The 18,791-nt window shown below is 37.5% G+C and carries 20 protein-coding genes; 8 read left to right on the top strand and 12 right to left on the bottom strand.

What is annotated here, in order from left to right; genetic code table 11:
- The first annotated feature begins 303 nt into the window (after window positions 1-303).
- Window positions 304-1,215, top strand: a complete 912-nt coding sequence (locus ACFQ19_RS13955) for a DMT family transporter (protein WP_379593091.1) — start codon at window positions 304-306, stop codon at window positions 1,213-1,215.
- Between the two features lie 23 nt (window positions 1,216-1,238).
- Window positions 1,239-2,093: a DegV family protein gene (locus ACFQ19_RS13950; protein ID WP_379593089.1), complete on the top strand. Its 855-nt coding sequence runs from the start codon at window positions 1,239-1,241 to the stop codon at window positions 2,091-2,093.
- A 60-nt stretch (window positions 2,094-2,153) separates the two neighbouring features.
- Here ACFQ19_RS13950 and ACFQ19_RS13945 read toward each other — a convergent pair whose 3' ends face one another.
- The 7 genes from ACFQ19_RS13945 to ACFQ19_RS13915 form a co-directional block, all read right to left on the bottom strand.
- Window positions 2,154-2,849 (bottom strand): alpha/beta hydrolase, encoded by a 696-nt coding sequence (locus ACFQ19_RS13945; protein WP_379593087.1) that lies wholly within the window; start codon window positions 2,847-2,849, stop codon window positions 2,154-2,156.
- A gap of 101 nt (window positions 2,850-2,950) precedes the next feature.
- The gene (locus tag ACFQ19_RS13940; RefSeq protein WP_379593085.1) at window positions 2,951-3,187 is read right to left on the bottom strand and encodes a hypothetical protein; all 237 of its coding nucleotides are present in this window, start codon (window positions 3,185-3,187) and stop codon (window positions 2,951-2,953) included.
- A gap of 177 nt (window positions 3,188-3,364) precedes the next feature.
- Window positions 3,365-3,649 (bottom strand): glutaredoxin family protein, encoded by a 285-nt coding sequence (locus ACFQ19_RS13935; protein WP_379593083.1) that lies wholly within the window; start codon window positions 3,647-3,649, stop codon window positions 3,365-3,367.
- A 248-nt stretch (window positions 3,650-3,897) separates the two neighbouring features.
- Window positions 3,898-4,497 carry a PepSY domain-containing protein gene (locus ACFQ19_RS13930; RefSeq protein ID WP_379593081.1) on the bottom strand — a complete coding sequence of 200 codons (600 nt, stop codon included), beginning with the start codon at window positions 4,495-4,497 and terminating at the stop codon, window positions 3,898-3,900.
- Window positions 4,498-4,662: 165 nt separating this feature from the next.
- Window positions 4,663-6,174 carry an FAD-dependent tricarballylate dehydrogenase TcuA gene (gene tcuA, locus ACFQ19_RS13925; protein ID WP_379593079.1) on the bottom strand — a complete coding sequence of 504 codons (1,512 nt, stop codon included), beginning with the start codon at window positions 6,172-6,174 and terminating at the stop codon, window positions 4,663-4,665.
- 98 nt (window positions 6,175-6,272) lie between these two features.
- Entirely contained in the window at window positions 6,273-7,340 is a 1,068-nt protein-coding gene (locus ACFQ19_RS13920) for an isocitrate/isopropylmalate dehydrogenase family protein (protein ID WP_379593077.1), read from the bottom strand.
- Window positions 7,341-7,432: 92 nt separating this feature from the next.
- A complete protein-coding gene (locus ACFQ19_RS13915; protein WP_379593075.1) occupies window positions 7,433-8,299 on the bottom strand; it encodes a LysR family transcriptional regulator in 867 nt (288 codons plus the stop codon).
- A 156-nt stretch (window positions 8,300-8,455) separates the two neighbouring features.
- On the opposite strand from ACFQ19_RS13915, the gene ACFQ19_RS13910 reads away from it, so the two are divergent.
- Genes ACFQ19_RS13910 through ACFQ19_RS13895 form a run of 4 tightly spaced genes read left to right on the top strand, consistent with a single transcriptional unit; the run spans window position 8,456 to window position 12,702 of the window.
- A complete protein-coding gene (locus ACFQ19_RS13910; protein WP_379593073.1) occupies window positions 8,456-9,571 on the top strand; it encodes a hypothetical protein in 1,116 nt (371 codons plus the stop codon).
- A 14-nt stretch (window positions 9,572-9,585) separates the two neighbouring features.
- On the top strand, window positions 9,586-11,070 hold the full coding sequence (locus tag ACFQ19_RS13905) for a tripartite tricarboxylate transporter permease (RefSeq protein ID WP_379593071.1): 1,485 nt from the start codon (window positions 9,586-9,588) through the stop codon (window positions 11,068-11,070).
- 1 nt (window position 11,071) lies between these two features.
- A complete protein-coding gene (locus ACFQ19_RS13900; RefSeq protein ID WP_379593069.1) occupies window positions 11,072-11,515 on the top strand; it encodes a hypothetical protein in 444 nt (147 codons plus the stop codon).
- 23 nt (window positions 11,516-11,538) lie between these two features.
- Window positions 11,539-12,702 carry a 2-methylaconitate cis-trans isomerase PrpF family protein gene (locus ACFQ19_RS13895; RefSeq protein WP_379593067.1) on the top strand — a complete coding sequence of 388 codons (1,164 nt, stop codon included), beginning with the start codon at window positions 11,539-11,541 and terminating at the stop codon, window positions 12,700-12,702.
- A 125-nt stretch (window positions 12,703-12,827) separates the two neighbouring features.
- Here the strand turns inward: ACFQ19_RS13895 and ACFQ19_RS13890 are convergent, their stop codons facing one another.
- The 5 genes from ACFQ19_RS13890 to ACFQ19_RS13870 all read right to left on the bottom strand — a co-directional run bounded on the left by ACFQ19_RS13890 (window position 12,828) and on the right by ACFQ19_RS13870 (window position 17,005).
- Window positions 12,828-13,457: a PepSY domain-containing protein gene (locus ACFQ19_RS13890; protein WP_379593065.1), complete on the bottom strand. Its 630-nt coding sequence runs from the start codon at window positions 13,455-13,457 to the stop codon at window positions 12,828-12,830.
- A gap of 86 nt (window positions 13,458-13,543) precedes the next feature.
- Window positions 13,544-14,941 carry a sensor histidine kinase gene (locus ACFQ19_RS13885; RefSeq protein WP_379593063.1) on the bottom strand — a complete coding sequence of 466 codons (1,398 nt, stop codon included), beginning with the start codon at window positions 14,939-14,941 and terminating at the stop codon, window positions 13,544-13,546.
- Window positions 14,938-15,627 (bottom strand): response regulator transcription factor, encoded by a 690-nt coding sequence (locus ACFQ19_RS13880; protein WP_379593061.1) that lies wholly within the window; start codon window positions 15,625-15,627, stop codon window positions 14,938-14,940. Before ACFQ19_RS13880 ends, ACFQ19_RS13885 begins: the two co-directional genes overlap by 4 nt.
- A gap of 221 nt (window positions 15,628-15,848) precedes the next feature.
- A complete protein-coding gene (locus tag ACFQ19_RS13875; RefSeq protein WP_379593059.1) occupies window positions 15,849-16,169 on the bottom strand; it encodes a thioredoxin family protein in 321 nt (106 codons plus the stop codon).
- 23 nt (window positions 16,170-16,192) lie between these two features.
- On the bottom strand, window positions 16,193-17,005 hold the full coding sequence (locus ACFQ19_RS13870) for a DUF368 domain-containing protein (RefSeq protein ID WP_379593057.1): 813 nt from the start codon (window positions 17,003-17,005) through the stop codon (window positions 16,193-16,195).
- 272 nt (window positions 17,006-17,277) lie between these two features.
- Here ACFQ19_RS13870 and ACFQ19_RS13865 point away from each other — a divergent pair, with 272 nt between their 5' ends.
- Both ACFQ19_RS13865 and ACFQ19_RS13860 read left to right on the top strand, forming a co-directional pair.
- Complete coding sequence (locus ACFQ19_RS13865) at window positions 17,278-17,469, top strand: hypothetical protein (RefSeq protein ID WP_379593055.1); 192 nt, start codon at window positions 17,278-17,280, stop codon at window positions 17,467-17,469.
- A 306-nt stretch (window positions 17,470-17,775) separates the two neighbouring features.
- On the top strand, window positions 17,776-18,633 hold the full coding sequence (locus ACFQ19_RS13860) for a dimethylarginine dimethylaminohydrolase family protein (RefSeq protein WP_379593053.1): 858 nt from the start codon (window positions 17,776-17,778) through the stop codon (window positions 18,631-18,633).
- Window positions 18,634-18,791: the final 158 nt, after the last annotated feature.

The following is an 18,791-nucleotide window of genomic DNA, read 5'->3' as shown; positions in this document are numbered from 1 at the left end:
GCCAAAAAAGGCATAACCAATTCCAATAAGGTTAAGAGGCCTCCATAAAAATGCTCTACTAATGATACCATATTTATGTGACAGATATCCAGTATACTGATTAAAATGATTTTTTTTTCGTTACGTGATAAAATATAGTTAGTTATGTATGCGTATGCACTAGAAATTTCCAGATTCATTATATTAGAGGGGCACCTCTTCCCCAATGAAGAATGTATCATGCGCCCACATCCAGTTCTTCATTTTGAACACACTCGAAGAAAAAATACATCATATTGAAAATGTTAAAAGGGAGTTATCACCATGCGTCATTCCGCATTCAACCCTAAAGCAGCAGTTGTTATTGGGGTTTTTTCTATTTCTACATCAGCAATTTTTGTGCGGCTGGCCACAGAGGCATCTGCTTCCATCTTAGCCAACTACCGCCTTTTATTTGCAGTTTTACTTTTATTACCATTTATTTTATTTCATTACAAGCACGAGATTAAACGTATTTCCACAAAAAATTGGTGGCTTTCTATTCTTGCCGGAACCTTTTTAGCGCTATATTTTATTTTGTGGTTTGAATCACTTCATTATACTTCTATCGCCAGCAGCGTTGTACTTATATCACTCCAGCCGTTGCTTGCTTTTATCGGAACATACTTCTTATTCGGAGAACGTTTTTCTTCCGCAGCCATTATCAGTATATTCATTGTCTTACTAGGCGGATTGATTATTGGTTCAGGAGATTTTCAGTTATCCGGAAACGCCCTGTTCGGAGACATGCTTGCACTGCTCGGAGCAATTGCAGTGACCATCTATTTTTTATCCGGACAGCATGTTCGGAAAAAAGTTTCTTTAATCACTTATACATTTATTGTTTATGGCATCAGCGCCATCTTATTAACGCTGTTTAATATCATCCGGCAGGAAAATTTCTTCTCTTATCCTGCAGACCATTGGTGGATTTTTATCGCTTTAGCCATTATCCCGACCTTTTTAGGACATTCTCTTTTTAATTGGTCTTTAAAATGGTTGAGCACCTCCACTATTTCCATGGCTGTTGTATTTGAACCGATTGGCGCGAGTATCCTTGCTTTTCTCATTTTAAATGAAGCGCCGACTTGGTCACAGTTCCTTGGTGGAACAATTATTGTATTTGGATTATTTTTATTTATCCTTAGTACATCCCGAAAAGACAAAGTTACTATTTCAACAAAGAATTACAAATAAAAACATATAAAGCAGGTGAATCAATGACCATCCAATTAATGACCGACAGCTCTGCTGATCTCCCTTTATTCTTAAAAAACAAACTTCATGTCAAAATCGTTCCGCTATATCTCCATTTCAGTGATGGCCAATATAAAAGCGGCGAAACAATGGACATCGAATTATTTCATCAGAAAGTAAAAGAATTAGGAGAAGTGCCACGGTCAGCAGCTCCCAGTCCTTCTGATTTCTATGAAGCCTATAAACGCGTTCCACCTGAAAAGCACATTCTCATGCTGAGCATATCCCATGAAATAAGCAGCACCTATGCGAATGCTGTAGCTGGAAAAAAGCTGTTATTAGAGGAAGAGCCTGAACGTATCATTGAGATTATTAATACAAAGACTGCTTCCTGCGGCATTTGTCTATTGATGCATGAAGCGGATAAAAAAATAGAGGAAGGATACTTCTTTCATCAGTTAGTCGATCATTTGAAAGAGCGAATTGAACAGACTGCTACTTTATTTGTATTAAAAAATTTAGATAACCTTATTTTAGGCGGCAGATTAGAGAAAGTGAAAGGGAAGATTGCCAAAACGTTAAACATCAAAATACTGATGAAAGCAACAGATGAAGGAACCATTGATGTGGCAGAAAAAGTGCGCGGAGAAAAGAAATCCATCCAGCGGTTTGTTGACCAAATCGGGGAATATACGCAAGATACAGAGAATAAAATCCTTACCATGACCTATTGCCGGGATAAAGCAAGAGCGGTTAACGTACTTGAAAAAATCCGCAGTAGATATGGTTTTTACGATACAATCTTAGAGGAATCCGGTCCGCTTATTTCAACATATGGCGGGGAAGGAGCCCTTGTTATTTCCTTTTTTAAAATGTAGTTTTTCAACCATTCCTTTTGATGAAAAGCCTAAAAAAGCCGGGAGCGTATCCCGGCTTTTTTAGGCAGTTGATTCCATCAGAAAATCATAAACCATATTATTTAATGTGTCTTTATCTGTTCCCAGGCAAATTAAGTGTTTGGATCTTTCAAAAAAAACGACTTCTTTTTCCTCTGAATGGATTTCCTTATCCAGATAATAAGCTGTTTTATAAGGCACCATACCATCAAGCTGTCCTTGGGCAATTAGCACCGGCGTATTCACTTTATCCAGGTATTTCCTTGTAAAACGAACCAATTTCATAAACTCAATGTGTGCTTTTAATGGAACAACGCCTGCTTTCTTTTTATAATGATGGAATAATTGGTTTTCTTGTAAATGACCGCGCAAACCATCTCCAATTATGCTGGCGACATCTATACCTATTTGCTTAAAGGATAAATATTTGCCGGAAGTAGCTAAGAGAACAAGCTTGGTAATGTTATATTTTGCTGCTAAATAGGAGGCAATCATTCCACCCATAGAAAATCCGATAATATAAATAGTATCGAACTGTTCAACAAGTGTTTGCAATTCGTCTTCTGCCGCCTGAATCCAAGCTTCATAAGAAGCATCTTCTAAATTTAATACGGTCCCATGTCCCGGCAATGTTGGTACCTTAATATGCCAGTCCGAGCTGTCTCTTAAATAATTTGCCAATGGTTCCACTTCGTAGGGCCCTCCTGTATACCCATGAATAATTAAACATCCTGTCATGATTTTCTTCTCCTTTTACAAATTTACACATTCCATGAATCTCCTCCTGTTATTGTCTCAGGAAGTTAACCTTATCTTTTCTGAATTTGATTGATATATACTTACATGAACCCTTTTACAAACGTGCTAAATTGTTTGACAATGGGGGAAACTTGATGGTAAGTACTTGCCAATTGACCTACCTTACTAATCATCGTGTCAAAATTAAACGGATTATTCTCATTCGTCCCGCCCGCACCGGCAGTCGGTTGTGATTGAACTTGCTGCTGGGACATTAAATACTGTGTTGGCAATTCTGGCTTTGAAAACAAATCATATGGAGTAAGTTCTTGCCTCATATTACGCTGACTTATATTTGAAGAATTTGGTATGTTCGGATGATTTCCATTCCATTCATTAGGGGGTACGTTTCTTTGATATGATGGTTGATATTGCACATCTCTCACCTTCTTTTGCCTTTGATGTTTTAGATTACTGCCATATTATGCAAAGGAGAGTGTATATGTGCATTACCTTTATTTATCTCTAAACACATTGTCAAAAGAATACGTATCGCTGTTTGAATTATCAGCTAATCCTAACTCATATCGTATTTTATTCTTTTGCACGCCTTCTATTTTCTTGTCATCAATAAACAGTGTCGGTGTACCAAAAATTCTCATTTCCTGCAGCTCTTTTAAGTATGCTTTGTTGTGGGTTACATTTTTCAGTTCATAGGAAACATCATTATTATCCAGAAATGCCTTTACCTTTTCTGATGCCTGATTGTCTTCACTGAAAAACAATGTGACCTTTTTCATAAAAAATCCTCCTAATTAGTCCCTTCTCTAACGTTTATCTTATTGTTAATTACCCTCTTTTTTTACGTGTAAAACACTTCATATTATTAAAATTTTGTTTTACTTCGTTCTCATAATTGGTTAATTCATTTTATATTTTGTATTTTTATATTTTTTTATACGAAGATATACTAACACGGAAAATGAATAGTTCCAAACGAAAAAAGAGGGCTGCATCGCCCTCTTTTTTCTATAGTTATTCATTTTTATCAATCATCTTCATAGTCGACTTCCAGGGAAAGAATATCTCCTGTTTCGCCATGAATATCAATATCTGCTTCTTGCTCTCCATTAGCAAGTTCCATCTCATAGACATATCTGCCATCATCATAATCCAATTCTAATTCGACAACTTCTCCATCAAATTCTTGTTTTGCAATTTCAATTGCTTCATTTTGGGCTATGATATTGTTCTTGTCAGCATGGTTGTTTTCATTTCCTTCACTTGCTTCTTGCTGACCGCCTTCCATATTTCTTTCTTCATCTCTGTCATCATCATCTTTTTCTTCGTGAACCACTTCCCCCGTAGCAGCATCGATTACCACATCGTATTCTTGATTATCAGCAATGATTTCTGCTTCATAGTAAAGATTGTTGTCTTCTTTATCTAATTCTAATTCTTTAATAGTACCTTGGTATTCCTCTTCAAGCTTTTTCGCTACATCCTCTGTTGCTACATTTTCATTTTCTGTTTCTGTAATTTGTATTTGCTCTTCATTTGAACCCGATGCTTCCGCATGATAAATTCCTGTCCCGACAACTCCTGTCAATGCGACTGCTCCAACGATGATTCCAATTTTTTTGTTCATTTGTTTTTCCTCCTTATTTCTTATTAATTTCATCTTACCCTAGAATAATGACAACACCATTGGAGTAAGATTAGAATTTCATGAGAAATAAGTTTTAAGGAAAATGCTGCAACCAAAAGGAACAATTATTGGATTTTGCCTTTGGACATTATCCAGTTGGACGTGTTATTCGCTAATTGCTTTAGCAAATTGCTGTACATAACTTGCTGCTGATTCTCCCGCCAGTTTGCCAAACACAGCTCCAGACATTAGTCCAGATCCTCCAGGATAATTCCCGTAAAAAAGTCCGCCTATCATTTCTCCTGCAGCAAATAACCCCGGTATTGGTTTTTGATTTTCATCTAGTACCTCGCTATACTTGCTAGCTTGAATTCCTCCAAACGTAAAAGTAATTCCGCAAGTAACTGGATAAGCATAGAATGGAGCTTTTTGAAAAGACAAAGCCCAATTGCTTTTCGGTGGTGTTATTCCTTTTGTCCCTTTACCATCTTTGATCGCCGGGTTATACTCTCCACCTTGCACAGCATCATTATAATCTCTTACAGTTTCTAAAAATTTATTTTTATCTACACCCATTTTTTCAGCCAGTTCTTCAATTGAATTGGCTTTTATACATGTCGCTTCTTCTAAATGATACTCTGCTCTTAATAATGGACGAACTTGCTCATCAAATAATTGAAATGCTTTCTGTTTTGGCTGGCGTAATGTTTCTTTTCCATATTTCGCATAAGTATAATTTCTAAAATCGGCTCCCTCGTCAACAAAACGTTCTCCATTTGCATTTACAATTAATCCAAGAGGATAGGAAGATTTCTTGTAAATATCACCTGGTTTTTTATAATCACCAACTTTTGGAGCTTGAAAATCTGTCGTATGTGCATGACAGCTTGACCAATCCCCGTAAGGTTGTGCTCCTGCTTTCATTGCCATATCAAGACCGTCTCCTGTATTGAATTCACTTCCTCGGACGATTGCTTCTCCCCATTCTTTCCCAAGGTATTTCATCCTTTTTTCTTTGTTTGCTTCAAAGCCCCCACATGCCAGAACCACTGACTTTGCCTGGATTTCCTTTCTCACTCCGTTTTCTTCAACGATGACACCGCTTACTTTATTATTTGCAGTTTCTAGTTGAACAGCTCTAGCGTCATAACGAATTTCTACCCCAAGTGATTCTAATTTTTGAAACAATGCCTCGACTAATCCAATACCTTTACGATATGTTTTCACAGGTAACCCGCCCCAAAACTGCTGGACACCATTATTATCAAATGACTGGTTCTCATTTAGTTCAAAAGCTACTCCTTGCTGCTTCATCCATTGAATAGTTTCATAAGATTTTTCAACTAATTGTTTGGAAAGCTCCGGATCGCTTTTCCCTTCTGTTACAGAAATAATATCTTGATGAAAGTCAGCTTCTTGGTATTCCGGCATACTTATTTTTGCAAAATCTTCTGAAGTTAAGTGTGACAAAATGGGTTTTAATGCATGTTTATCTTGATAAGCAAAGCGAATTGCTCCATCCGTAAAGAAAGAATTTCCACCGCGTTTCTCCTTGGGACCACGTTCCAAAATAAGGACATTCATTCCATTTTCTTTTGCAGCAACTGCCGAACAAAGTGCTGCATTCCCTGTACCTACAACAACTACATCAAATTTTTGATTTTCGTTTTTATTCATATTGTCCTCCCTTAAATTATTTATAATCTACACTGAGTATAATGCTTTTTCACAGATAAATTAAATACTGTTTTTTTAGCACATATGATAAATTATTTTTATGACGGGAGTCTTTTCAGAACTTCATCTGTGAAAGCTTCGGTTCCTTTGTCTCCTCCTAAATCCTTTGTAGTTATACCTTCTGCTAACGTTTGATACAGGCTTTTCTCAATCGTTTTTCCTGCAGTTTCTAACTTGGAATCAGCGTATCGTTTGCTCATCCATTCCATTAATAGAGCAGCGGAAAGCATCATGCCGATTGGATTCGCAAGGTCCCTTCCTGCTATATCTGGTGCGGATCCATGAGCAGCTTGCGCCATTGCAACGTTTTTATTGGTATTGATAGAAGGTGCCAGTCCTAAACTGCCAATTAATTCACCAGTCAAATCAGATAGAATATCTCCAAACATATTCTCTGTCACAATGATATCAAAATCTGCCATTCGCCGAACAACATGCGCACACATTGCATCCATATGATAATCATCTACTTCCACTTCTGGATAGCTTTTTGCAACCTCTTTACATACTTCCAAAAACATGCCTGATCCCATGCGAATCACATTTGCCTTATGGACAATGGTTACTTTTCTTTTACGCTGCATGGCTTTTTGAAAAGCAGCATGAGCAATTCTTTCAATAGCTTGCCGGGTAAAAACGCCTGTCGTAAGTACAACATCCTTGGTAACCTGAAATTCTCCGACGCCTTGAAACATATTCCGATCGACGTAAAAACCCTCTGTATTTTCTCTGTAAATAATCAGATCCGCTTCTTTCACGACGCCATGGATACCAGGTAACGTTTTTGCCGGGCGGATATTCGCAAATAGATCAAATTGATGCCGTAATTCTCCGCTTGGGTTACGTATTGCTTTAAACTTCTCTGGATAAGATGCAGAATCATGTGGGCCTAAAACCCAGCCATGACATTGCTTTAAAGCTGTAATCGTCTCATCAGGAAGCGAATGTCCTGCTTCGTGAATCCCTTCCCAGCCAACCAAAAGATTGATCCATTTGATGCTGACATGTTGCTTTTCGACAGCGGCATTTACTAAACGAGCAGTTGCCTGTATAATTTCTGGACCAATCCCGTCCCCTTCCAATAAACCAAGTTTATATAATGCCATACTTTTCCTCCTTTTCCTGCTTTGGCTTATAACATACTCTATCCTTTGGTTAACGTCTAATACTATTTTCTTTAAAAAGGTAATAAATAAATTTAATCTTCTTCATTCCACTGTTTTAAGTAATTTACAAAATGATTCACTACGGATAAATTTTCAAATAATTGGTTATACACAAGCCAAGTTTCTCTTGTAACCGGTGTTCCGTCTTTAAAATAAATTGCCTGCTGGTATAAATCATCATCTTGTTTCAAACATATCCCGGGCACAACAGCGAAACCCAAATTATTTTTCACCATTTCTTTACACGTTTCAAGCCGGTCTACTTCCATTTCGATATTTGCAGGCTCAGAAAACTGGTCTGCCCACCAGGAGGTAATACTCTCTTTTAATGAACTGTCTGTATTATAATTAATCAACCGATATTCCGGTAAAATATCCATATTTATTTTTTCTTTAGAGATAAGATACAATGCTTCATTCTTTAAAAGTATTTTTTCTCCGTGCCATCCTCGAATGTTTCTTAAAATTCCAACATGCACACTGGAGTTATTAAGGAATTCAATAACTTGTGTACTCCAACCCGTTTTAACATTAAACCGAACATTCGGATAATTATTCGAAAACTCCTTTAATACCCTCGGCAACAAATACTGGGCAAAATTGCTGGATACACCGATTCTCAATGTTCCGGATACCTTATCTTTCATATTACTCATGGTATCTTTCATAAATTGAAACTGTTTAAGCATTTCTCGGGAATAATCTACTAAGTATTCACCCTCAGATGTAAATTCTACCCCTTTTTTTGTTTTAAAAAATATACTTACTCCCAAATTCTCTTCCAGATTCCTTAATCGATAACTTAAAGACGGTTGAGATACATATAATTTTTCTGCGGTTCGAGTCATATTTCTTTCTTCGTAAAGCGTTTTCAATAAAATCCAATCTTTTTGTTCCATCTAGTTCCTCCTCTGGATTTATTTAAATCTTATTATGTAGAAAAGGTTATGGGTTATCAAGTTTTTTTATGAAGTTAAATAAAATATCATTATTTTACTTATCCTCTGAAAGCGTTTACTATAAAAACAATCATTATTAGGAAAGGGATGAATCTTTTGAAAATAAAACTTATTTATATTTTATTACTCTTGTTGAGTGTCATGCTCTTAGGCTGTAACACCATGGAAGTATCAGGAACGCAACAAAATGAAGATGGAAGCACTTCTTATGATGGAGAAACAATTTCTTTTGTTGTTCCTTTTCAAGCAGGAGGAGGAACAGATGTTTTTGCTAGATTTATGACTCCTTACTTCGCTAAACATATAGAAGGAGAACCTAGAGTGCAAGTAGAAAATATTCCTGGCGGCGCTAGTATTACCGGGACAAATGAATATGCTAATTCCCGCCAGCCTAATGGATTTAATATTCTTACTTCCAGTGCGTCATCTCACGTTCCATTTATGTTGGAACAATCTTCCGTCGATTACGATTTGGAAGATTTCACGCCGTTAATTGGTGCTCCATCCGGAGGAATTGTCTATACAAAGCCTGAACTTGCGGAAGATGGAATGGAAAACTTGACCTCTTTAGAAAATGAACTATATTACGCGGGAATTTCACCTACTGGATTAGACTTGGTAACCCTGCTTTCCTTTGAAGTTTTAGAAATGGATGTCAAAGCTGTATTAGGCTATGAAGGACGCGGACCATCACGCGTTGCATTTGAACAAGGAGAAAGCAATATTGACTATCAAACCACTTCTGCCTACACAAGCAATGTAGAAAATTCGGTAGAAGAAGGGGATGCAGTTCCTTTATATAGTCTGGGTCATGTTGATCAAGACGGCAACCTTATCCGGGATCCACAATTTCCAGAACTCCCAACTATTGAAGAAATTTATATCGACATCTATGGAGAAGAACCAAGCGGAGAAGCATGGGAAGCTTATAAACAAACCGTGGCTGCCTCTTATAGTTTAAATAAAATCATTTGGGTTCACGAAGACGCACCAGAAAATTCAAAAGAATTATTACAGCAAGGGATGGAAAAGTTGGTAGAAGATACAAGCTTTGAAGATGAATCTGAGAATGTCCTTGAAGGATATGATGCTTTTGTGGGAGAGGAATTAAATAACCAAATTGAACAGTCTTTCTCTATCACACCAGATACAAAAAAATGGATTATCGACTATTTGCAAAATAATTTTGATGTTGATATTAGCAAGCTCTAGAAAGGAGGAATTGGATGATTGAAAGTGCAATGGAAGCCTTATTGATTGTATTAGATCCTTCAAGACTCATCTATATGTTTTTAGGAATTGGTATTGGAGTCATTGTTGGATTACTACCAGGTTTAAGCGGAACAGTTGGAATGTCTTTACTGCTTCCTTTTGTTTTCGGACTTGAACCATATGTTGGAATGGCTCTTCTCATTGGAATGATTGCTGTTATTCATACAGGTGATACCTTTCCTTCCATTCTGTTTGGCATACCTGGAACTTCAGGATCTCAAGCGACCATTATGGATGGATATCCGTTGACGAAAAAGGGTGAAGCTTCCAGAGCTATGGGAGCATCCTTTTTCTCCTCCATGATTGGCGGTGTTATTGGCGGTATTGCGCTTTATTTAACTATTCCCTTTGCCCGGCCACTAATTACTTCATTCAGCTCACCGGAGTTATTTATGCTGACAATGTTGGGGCTCAGCATGGCAGGATTATTAGCGGGAAAATCACCAATAAAAGGAATTATCTCTGGTATTCTCGGTTTGCTTATTGGCGCTATAGGAAGTGCCCCGGCAGTTCCTGAATACAGATATACATTAGATACACTTTATTTAACACAAGGGATATCCTTACCTATCGTAGCCATGGCTATCTTTGCATTTCCAATTCTCATTACAATGCTGACAGACAAAGGAAGTGTATCCAATCACGCGAGATTACAAAGCGGCATTTTAAAAGGGGTCATGGATACACTGAAAAGTAAATTCTTGGTGTTTCGAAGTGCAGTGATTGGGGCTCTAATTGGATTTATTCCTGGACTTGGCGGCAGTGTTGTCGATTGGATTGCTTACGGTGCAGGACAAAAAACGGTTAAAAATAATCACTTTGGTAGTGGAGATATCCGTGGTGTGATTGCACCAGAAAGTGCCAATAACGCGAAAGAAGGCGGCTCTCTGGTTCCAACATTGCTTTTTGGCATCCCTGGAAGCGGAACAACAGCTATTCTGCTCGGCGGACTGACACTTATGGGGCTAGAAGCAGGTCCTAAGATGCTATCTGATGATCTTCCAGTAACCTTATCTATTGTATGGACGCTCGTATTTGCAAATATTTTTGGTGCTTTATTATGTATGTTATTAGTTCGCCCTATTTCAAAAATTAGTTTAGTTCCGGGTGAAAAAATTGTTCCCTTTCTTTTAGTTTTACTAGTCGTTGGCGCCTACCAAAGTACAATGTCATGGGGAGATCTGATTGTATTTGTTATTATCGGCTTACTCGGATATGTTATGACCGTCTTAGATTGGCCGCGTCCTCCGCTGCTTATTGGTTTTGTACTTGCTCTACCTGCTGAAAGATACTATTGGATTTCCATTGAAAGATATGGATGGGAATGGCTTATGAATCCATTAGTCATCATCATTGCTATTGTTATCGTGCTTCTGCTTGCAGGCGGGACAATCATGAAACGTGTAAGTAGCAAATACGAAAGTAAAGGAGGAATGTAAAATGAATAGAGATTATCTCAATCTTATTTTCAGCGGATTTCTTTTTCTTTTATTTACACTTACTTTGATTGAAGCTTTAACATTCAGTCAACTGGCACAGTTTTTTCCACTTTATATTTCTATTGCCGGCGCTGTACTAATGTTTATTTATTTCATTACTCAAGTGTTGGCAATCTATAAACAGAAGAAAGAAGAAGGAAATCCAGTAACTATTCCTTTGTTGCAACCACTTAAATATATTGGATGGATAATTGGTTACTTATTACTTGTTTTTATTACCGGACTGATGGTAGCCACTACTATATTCTTATTTATATTTCTAATTTTCGAATCAAAAATGAAACTGATATCAGCCGGGATTTCTGTAGCTTGTGTTCTTATTGGTGTCTCCTTGCTGAGTTCAGCACTTGATATCTATTGGCCTACAAATTTACTTGGATTTTAATTCGTATAGAAGGAGGATTTTTTGTGAGAGATTATGAAAAAATACGTTCAGCAATTATCCGTGGTGGAACAAGCAAAGGCGTTTTCATCCTAAAGAATGATTTGCCTGCTGACCCAGAATCGAGAGATAAAGTTATTCTTTCCATCTATGGCGGGACTGACGAGAGACAAATTGACGGTTTAGGAGGAGCTGATTCACTTACCAGCAAACTAGCAATTATCAATGTTTCCCCTCGGCCTGATGTCGACATCGAATTCACATTCGGACAGGTCGGTATCGGAACGGGAACAATCGATTATAACTCCAATTGCGGTAATATTTTAAGTGGCGTAGGTCCATTTGCTGTCGATGAAGGCTTAGTCGCTGTACAAAAACCATACACAAAAGTACGTATTCTTAATACAAATACAAATACGATTATTGAAGCTGCTGTCCCTGTCAGCTCTGGAAAAGCTGTAACGAAGGGAAATTACACAATAGACGGTGTGCCCGGAAAAGGGGCGAAAATCGTTTTAAATTTCCTACACGCTGATGGATCGAAAACAGGGAAGCTTTTTCCCACCGGTAACCGAAAAGAGGTTCTTCATACGAAAGCCGGAAATTTTGATGTTAGTATCGTTGATGTAGCTGCACCAGCAGTATTTGTACAAGCTGAACAGCTAGGACTTAATGGGACAGAAATGCATACTGACTTAACAGCAGAGCAACTGCATATTTTGGAAATGATCCGTTCATCTGCCGCTAACAAAATAGGATTTGTAACAAGAAAAGAGGAAGCAACAAAGGTAACTCCTTCGAGCCCTAAAATCGTTATTGTTTCTCCTTCTCAAACATATACAAATATATCCGGAGAAACAATAGAGCAGCAAACAATCCATTTAACTGCTCGCGCAATGTCTATGCAGAAAATGCATAAAACATTTCCAGTAACTGGCGGAATTTGTACAGCAACAGCTGCAAAATTAAAAGGTACCGTTGTTTATGAATGCAGCATTCATCACCATAATGATGAATTTATTATCGGCCACCCATCTGGTTCGATGGAATTCTCAATCAGATGTAAGGATAATGGGCAACAGGTGGAATTGGACAAAACAGCTGTAGCAAGAACTTCTCGTCGTCTCATGGAGGGTTACGCTTACGTGCCAAAAGAATTATTTTGGAATGAAGCAGAATCCATTTATTAGTTATATCATGAACTAAAATTATAAGAATATAATTCTAAAACAGTTTAATTCCCTATTCATAAAGAAATCCAAACGTTAATTTATCACATGCAGTGACATTTCGTTTGGATTTCTTTATGATATTTTTAATCATCTAAATCAATTTCCAGTGTAATAATATTGCCGGTGTAAGCATTAATTTCTATCGTTGCTTCATCTTCTCCGTCAATCATTTCAATTTCATAAATTAACATGTCGTCATCTGAATCCATTTCCAGGTCCGTTACTTCCCCCGGAAATTCATTTCTGGCAATTTCCATTGCTTCTTCATGCGATATCACCGCATCATTTTCTGTTGTTGGATTATTCGCATTATCTTCAGTGTTTGCTTCTTCCCTTTCTGATCCATCATTTGATTCTGGATTTTCATTTACGTTTTCTTCTTGAGGCGCTGTGTCTTTTTCTGTTTCTTCTTCTTTATTTTCAGCTGTTCTCTCTACAGCTGTCAGATCAATAACTTGCCCTGTATCTCCATTTAATTTTAAGGAATAGACGCCTTGGTCTTGCGTAACTTCCATCTGATAAACCGGCTCTCCGTTCTCAACATTCAACTCCGGTTCCGTATGTTGACCCGGGTATTGATCATTTACAAATGTTTTAATCTCCTCCGAGTTAAGATCCGGATTAGAAGATGTCGCGTTTGTCTGATATACCGTTAAACCGATAATAGCAAACACAGCCAGGGCGCTGATCACCCAGATTATTTTCTTCCGCACACCCTATCACTCCTTTTCTTACAGTATAAAGGGTACTTTTTATGAATCCATGATAATTTGATTAGAAATTGATGAGAATGAAAAGATTATTTTAAAAGTGTCCATGTAAATGTAGACCCTTGACCAACTTCGCTATCCACAGTGATTTCTCCGCCGTGTATGTCAATAATTTCTTTTGCAATGGCCAAGCCTAGTCCTGTTCCGCCAGTCTCACGATTTCTCGCCCGATCCACACGGTAGAAACGGTCAAATATCTTTTCCTGCTCTTCTGGTGCAATTCCTTCCCCATCATCTTGAAATTGAATTTGGATTTTTTCTGTACCTATCCGCATCTTTATCAAAACAGCTTCTTCACTATATTTCAAGGCATTTTCAATTAATATATATGGAATTTGTTTGATTTGATCGATATTTCCAAAGATTTTATAATCGCTCGATTCTGCGTCGAACTGGATTGACCGATCGGGGTATGCATTTTGGAAGGTCTGGATAACTTGTTCTACTACTTCCCGTATATTTACTTCTTGCTGTTTGTTATCGTTCTTATGTTTTGCTAATAAAAGCAGCTGCTCTACCAGCTTTTGCATGCGATCAGCCTCGGAATCAATTGCGCCTACAGATTCATCTAATAACTCCGGACGCTTCTTCCCTTGTCGCTCAATAAGCTGGGCGTAGCTTTTTATAATCTGAATCGGCGTCTTTAATTCATGCGATGCGTTGGATACAAAAGCTTCCTGCTTCTCAAAGTTTTCTTTTAAAGAATCAATCATTTCATTAAAAGTCATTTCCATCTCATAAATCTCATCTTTATTACGTTTTTTTACATCACTCTTTTCCCCATTCTCATCCTTGAAGCGACTTTCTATATCAATCTTCTGCCAATTTTTATTATGGATATTCCGCCGCATCGTATCTTTTAACTTTTGAATCGGTGTTAATAAAAAACGACTCAAAGTGATACTCGCTATAACAGTTGGAATAAGTATCACCGCACTAGAAAAGAGAAGCACATATGTTAATGTTCTCATTGTTTCATCCAGATGGATCAATTCATTTGCTACATGAACGGTAACAATTTCACCATTCTCCCAGATAATCGGTTTTTCGATAACAGCAAAATTGCTTCCAATATTGTCATCCTGAACAATACGACTTGTTTCTGACGTTGTATAGTTTACTTCCAAATTCGTGTAATCACTGGATTTTGTTTGCAAACGGACAACATTGCTACCTGTTTCATCAACAATACGAATCATCCCATTTGCCGGTAAATAGGCCGTTAACAGATTGCTCATGGCTTCTGTTGATGTAGTATCATTTTCAGCAATGGCTTCCACTAATGCATCCGCCTGCACACGAAGCTGATCAATCTCTCCATCGGAAGCACTCCGGTAAAATAAAAAATAAATCGCAGTATGTGCAATAGCAATCACCAAAAACATAAAGACGGATGAAAATAGGATAATCTTTTTACGCAATGTCATTGGCTTGTTTCCTTAATCGAGTAGCCTACTCCACGTATGGTTTGAATATATGCTTTATCATACCCTTTATCAATCTTTTGGCGCAGATAGCGGATATAGACATCCACCACGTTTGTTTCGCCAATATAGTCAAAACCCCATACTTTTTCAATTAACTGTTCACGCGTAAGCACCCTATTTTTATTTTCTAATAAACAAACTAATAAGTCGTATTCGCGCGGGGTTAATTCAATGGGCTTATCGGAACGGGTAACTTCATACGCCGCTGTATCTACTCGCAAATCTCCTGCTTGTAATGTCTCTTGATTGGATGTAACTTGCACCGTTTTACGTAAATTCGCGCGGATACGGGCCAGCAGTTCCTCAATTTGAAATGGTTTCGTGATATAATCATTTGCTCCAAGGTCGAGACCATTTACTTTATCATACACTTCATCACGGGCAGTCAATAAAATAACCGGGGTATCATTTTCTTGCCTGCGCATTCTTCTTAAGACTTCCAAACCGCTTAATTCAGGTATCATAATATCGAGCAGAACAAGTCCCCACTCTTTTGCTTCTATATATTCCAGCGCTTGTTTGCCATCGGCGGCAACTGTTGTCTCATAGCCTTCATAATCTAATTCCAACTGTAACACACGGCTGATCTTCTGTTCATCCTCTACAATTAATATCCGTTCAGCCATTGGCCGTGCTCCTTTCTGTAAACATGTGGTACAAAAAAAACTGCCCCCAAACAGCTCCATGAACAATGGTATTCGTCCAACGTTCTACTTCAATCATCCAAACTTCCTTTCACAGAAGTTTTTACGGATAATTTCTCCGTAAGAAAGCAAAACGGCTTTTCGTTCAATAGCTTTGGGGGCAGGTTATCTCATGCATGGAAAAAAATCACATGCATCATTGCTTAGCCTAAATGCTGTTTTAAGAAATCTGTAACAGATTCCGGTGTTTTCGTATCAGCACTATGCTGATGTGCGATTTTTTCTCCATTTTGAAATAGGAGGATGCTCGGAATCCCCATTACTTCATATTTTTCAGCTAATCCGGATACTTCATCACTATTTATTTCATACCAGTCATTGCCTGCAAATTCTTCCATAACTTCTCCGATAAACATATCCATACGTTTACAATCCGGACACCAGTCCGCGAAGAACTTTATAATAACAGGTTTCTCGCTTTGAATGGTTTCTTGAAATGCTGCTTCTGTTTGAATTGCTTGCATGATTATCTCTCCAATTCTTTGTGTTATTTATATTCTAATCTTCCCAATGCCAATGCTGCAATTAATCCGCCTATAAATAAAAGAACACATATTAGGATACTGCCGGCACCTGCAGGAATACCTGGAAATACAATGGTAATCGCACCAATAACCAATCCGATAATAACGGCGTAGGTACTTATGAAATAATTTCTTAAAAAGTAAGCAATTACCTTGCTCATCGTAATAAACCCTAGTGCAATCCCAGCACCAGCTACAATAATAATAGAAAATTGAAAATTACTGATAGCGCTCATTATTGTGGGATATACACCAAGCAGCATCATTATCATGGACCCGCTAATTCCTGGCACAATCATGACACTGCTGCCGATAAAACCTGCTACGAATAATAAGATATACGTATTTGTACTAATATTTTCAATAACCTGTCCTTCATTTGGATTTAAAATACCTAATCCTGCGACAATAATAAATCCAATAAGCAACAGCATATACTGCTTTGTATGAAATTTTGTCTTTCCTTCTGCTTTTTGGTATAAGTAAGGAATCACACCAATGACCAGTCCCAAAAAGAAAAATTGTGTTTGCATGGGATAATGCGTAAATAACCAATCAATTACTCTGGCAAATAAGAAAATAGCTGTGACCATGCCAATTCCTAAAGGTACCAGAAAACTCAGGTGTTTCTTCCAATCTTTACTGAAAAAACCGCTTATAGATGCAATCAAACGTTCATAAATACCTAACAGGACAGCAATAGTTCCCCCGCTTATACCGGGAACAACTTCTACAGACCCCATTATTAAACCACGATATAAATTTTTCCACTCCATGTATTCTTTTTCTCCTTCGTATTTCATCGCTACGGAATCATTTTATCAAAAGTAGTCCGAAAAATACACTTTGGAAAAAGATTTATTTCCATTGATACATTTCTTTTGAAAAATAAGAGAAAACATCAAAGGATAAGAGCTTTTATCATGACGATATACAATAAATCATTTATAATGACTGTATAAATTAAAAATGCAGAGAAAAACTATAGAATAAACTTTGTATAGTTTCATATGTATTATTGTGTCCATTTTTTTAGGGGGAAAGAAAGATGAAACGGTATTTAACACTGATTTTATTTGCTTTAAGCATTCTGATTATATATATTGGATCTAAACTGCAACTGTATTGGAGCGGCGTTGCTGCATGGGGGCTCGCTTTAGTATGTCTTATTTTTGCAGTACATTATTCGAAGTACATTCCGAATGAAAAAAACTCCAAAAATAAAAAGAAAGAAGTATAAAATCTCCCCGTTTTTTCAGTTTACTGACGAGGAGATTTTTGTATGAGACACTATCTCTTTTTTCATACGGCAATGCTGTTAGTCTCCTTACCCAATCCCTCTAAAATACCCGCCTGCCTGCACACATGCAATCCCGTCTTACATCCTTCACCATTACGTTTCCTGATACTGCTTTTAAGTAAAAAAACCATCGTGCAACTGCTGCGCTTACTCGCCCCATCGGAAAATGTTGGCAAGTTTTTGAACACACATTATAATGAACATTAGAAATGTATTTCTGACAGCAGAATTGGGGGCTAAGTCAACATGGTAAAAAAGGAAGAAAAATTAACTACAATCCATTGTCAAAATGAGTATGACCCTTTACATCAAGTTATTGTTGTTCCACCGGACAATATGAAAATTACAACCGTTATCAATGAAACCCAAGCTTATTATGCAAAAGACAATATCGATCGAAAAAAAGCAATGGAACAACATGCTTTTTTTATAAAAACCTTAGAAGATAACGGAACAAAAGTGATTTCATTATCGCCAAGGCCAAACTTAAATGAACAGGTTTTTACACGGGATATCGGTTTCGTTATCCGTGATTATTTATTCATTTCTACGATGAAACGAGATATCCGTAAAAAAGAAAGCCCTATTTTGCAAAATTGGCTGGATGAGGAGAAAGTAAACTATCATACTTTTTCCGATACCACCATAGAGGGCGGAGATGTCATCATTGATAACGATCATATCTGGGTCGGCTTAAGCCAACGTACAGAGCAGGCGGCCGTTGACTGCCTTTGCAGGCAATTTCCTCACATGGAAGTAACAACAATTCCATTACAGGAGGATATCCTCCATTTAGATTGTGCATTTAATATTTTAGAGGGAAAATATGCGTTAATCTATCCGGACGGAATGAGTGAAAACGCCTATCACCTACTAAAAAAACACTATACATGCGTTGAAGTAACCAAAGAAGAACAATTCTATATGGCACCCAATGTATTATCTATTGGACATCATAAAGTCATCAGCCTTCCTGAAAATAAACGGATAAATAAGATATTAACAGAACTTGGCTACCACATCATAGAAGTTCCCTTTTCTGAAATTATTAAGTCCGGCGGCTCTTTCAGATGTTGTACGCTCCCGCTTTACCGAATCAAATAAATACAATGCCTTTTAACCTGCCAAAACTGGCGTATGCTGCAGCCATTTCGGCAGGTTTTATTTCATAGAACCCCGCTTCTTTTCAGCCCTCTTTCAAACTTTTAATTACTCTATTCCTTCAAACATCTTTTTTCTTTCTCTAAAAAAGAGTATAATAA

The sequence above is a fragment of the Oceanobacillus locisalsi genome (assembly GCF_042675985.1).
Lineage (GTDB): Bacteria > Bacillota > Bacilli > Bacillales > Amphibacillaceae > Oceanobacillus > Oceanobacillus locisalsi.
The sequence above is the reverse complement of the archived record's forward strand: the minus strand, read 5'-3'. Positions and strand labels throughout refer to the sequence as shown.

Excerpts from the sequence above, each read along its gene's own strand:
- ACFQ19_RS13875 (WP_379593059.1), bottom strand. The coding sequence starts at position 16,169 with ATGCAAGCAATTCAAACAGAAGCAGCATTTCAAGAAACCATTCAAAGC.
- ACFQ19_RS13920 (WP_379593077.1), bottom strand. The coding sequence starts at position 7,340 with ATGGCATTATATAAACTTGGTTTATTGGAAGGGGACGGGATTGGTCCA.
- ACFQ19_RS13935 (WP_379593083.1), bottom strand. The coding sequence starts at position 3,649 with ATGAAAAAGGTCACATTGTTTTTCAGTGAAGACAATCAGGCATCAGAA.
- ACFQ19_RS13865 (WP_379593055.1), top strand. The coding sequence starts at position 17,278 with ATGAAACGGTATTTAACACTGATTTTATTTGCTTTAAGCATTCTGATT.
- ACFQ19_RS13860 (WP_379593053.1), top strand. The coding sequence starts at position 17,776 with ATGGTAAAAAAGGAAGAAAAATTAACTACAATCCATTGTCAAAATGAG.
- ACFQ19_RS13880 (WP_379593061.1), bottom strand. The coding sequence starts at position 15,627 with ATGGCTGAACGGATATTAATTGTAGAGGATGAACAGAAGATCAGCCGT.
- ACFQ19_RS13885 (WP_379593063.1), bottom strand. The coding sequence starts at position 14,941 with ATGACATTGCGTAAAAAGATTATCCTATTTTCATCCGTCTTTATGTTT.
- ACFQ19_RS13930 (WP_379593081.1), bottom strand. The coding sequence starts at position 4,497 with ATGAACAAAAAAATTGGAATCATCGTTGGAGCAGTCGCATTGACAGGA.
- tcuA (WP_379593079.1), bottom strand. The coding sequence starts at position 6,174 with ATGAATAAAAACGAAAATCAAAAATTTGATGTAGTTGTTGTAGGTACA.
- ACFQ19_RS13940 (WP_379593085.1), bottom strand. The coding sequence starts at position 3,187 with ATGAGGCAAGAACTTACTCCATATGATTTGTTTTCAAAGCCAGAATTG.
- ACFQ19_RS13905 (WP_379593071.1), top strand. The coding sequence starts at position 9,586 with ATGATTGAAAGTGCAATGGAAGCCTTATTGATTGTATTAGATCCTTCA.
- ACFQ19_RS13955 (WP_379593091.1), top strand. The coding sequence starts at position 304 with ATGCGTCATTCCGCATTCAACCCTAAAGCAGCAGTTGTTATTGGGGTT.
- ACFQ19_RS13915 (WP_379593075.1), bottom strand. The coding sequence starts at position 8,299 with ATGGAACAAAAAGATTGGATTTTATTGAAAACGCTTTACGAAGAAAGA.
- ACFQ19_RS13900 (WP_379593069.1), top strand. The coding sequence starts at position 11,072 with ATGAATAGAGATTATCTCAATCTTATTTTCAGCGGATTTCTTTTTCTT.
- ACFQ19_RS13950 (WP_379593089.1), top strand. The coding sequence starts at position 1,239 with ATGACCATCCAATTAATGACCGACAGCTCTGCTGATCTCCCTTTATTC.
- ACFQ19_RS13870 (WP_379593057.1), bottom strand. The coding sequence starts at position 17,005 with ATGGAGTGGAAAAATTTATATCGTGGTTTAATAATGGGGTCTGTAGAA.
- ACFQ19_RS13945 (WP_379593087.1), bottom strand. The coding sequence starts at position 2,849 with ATGACAGGATGTTTAATTATTCATGGGTATACAGGAGGGCCCTACGAA.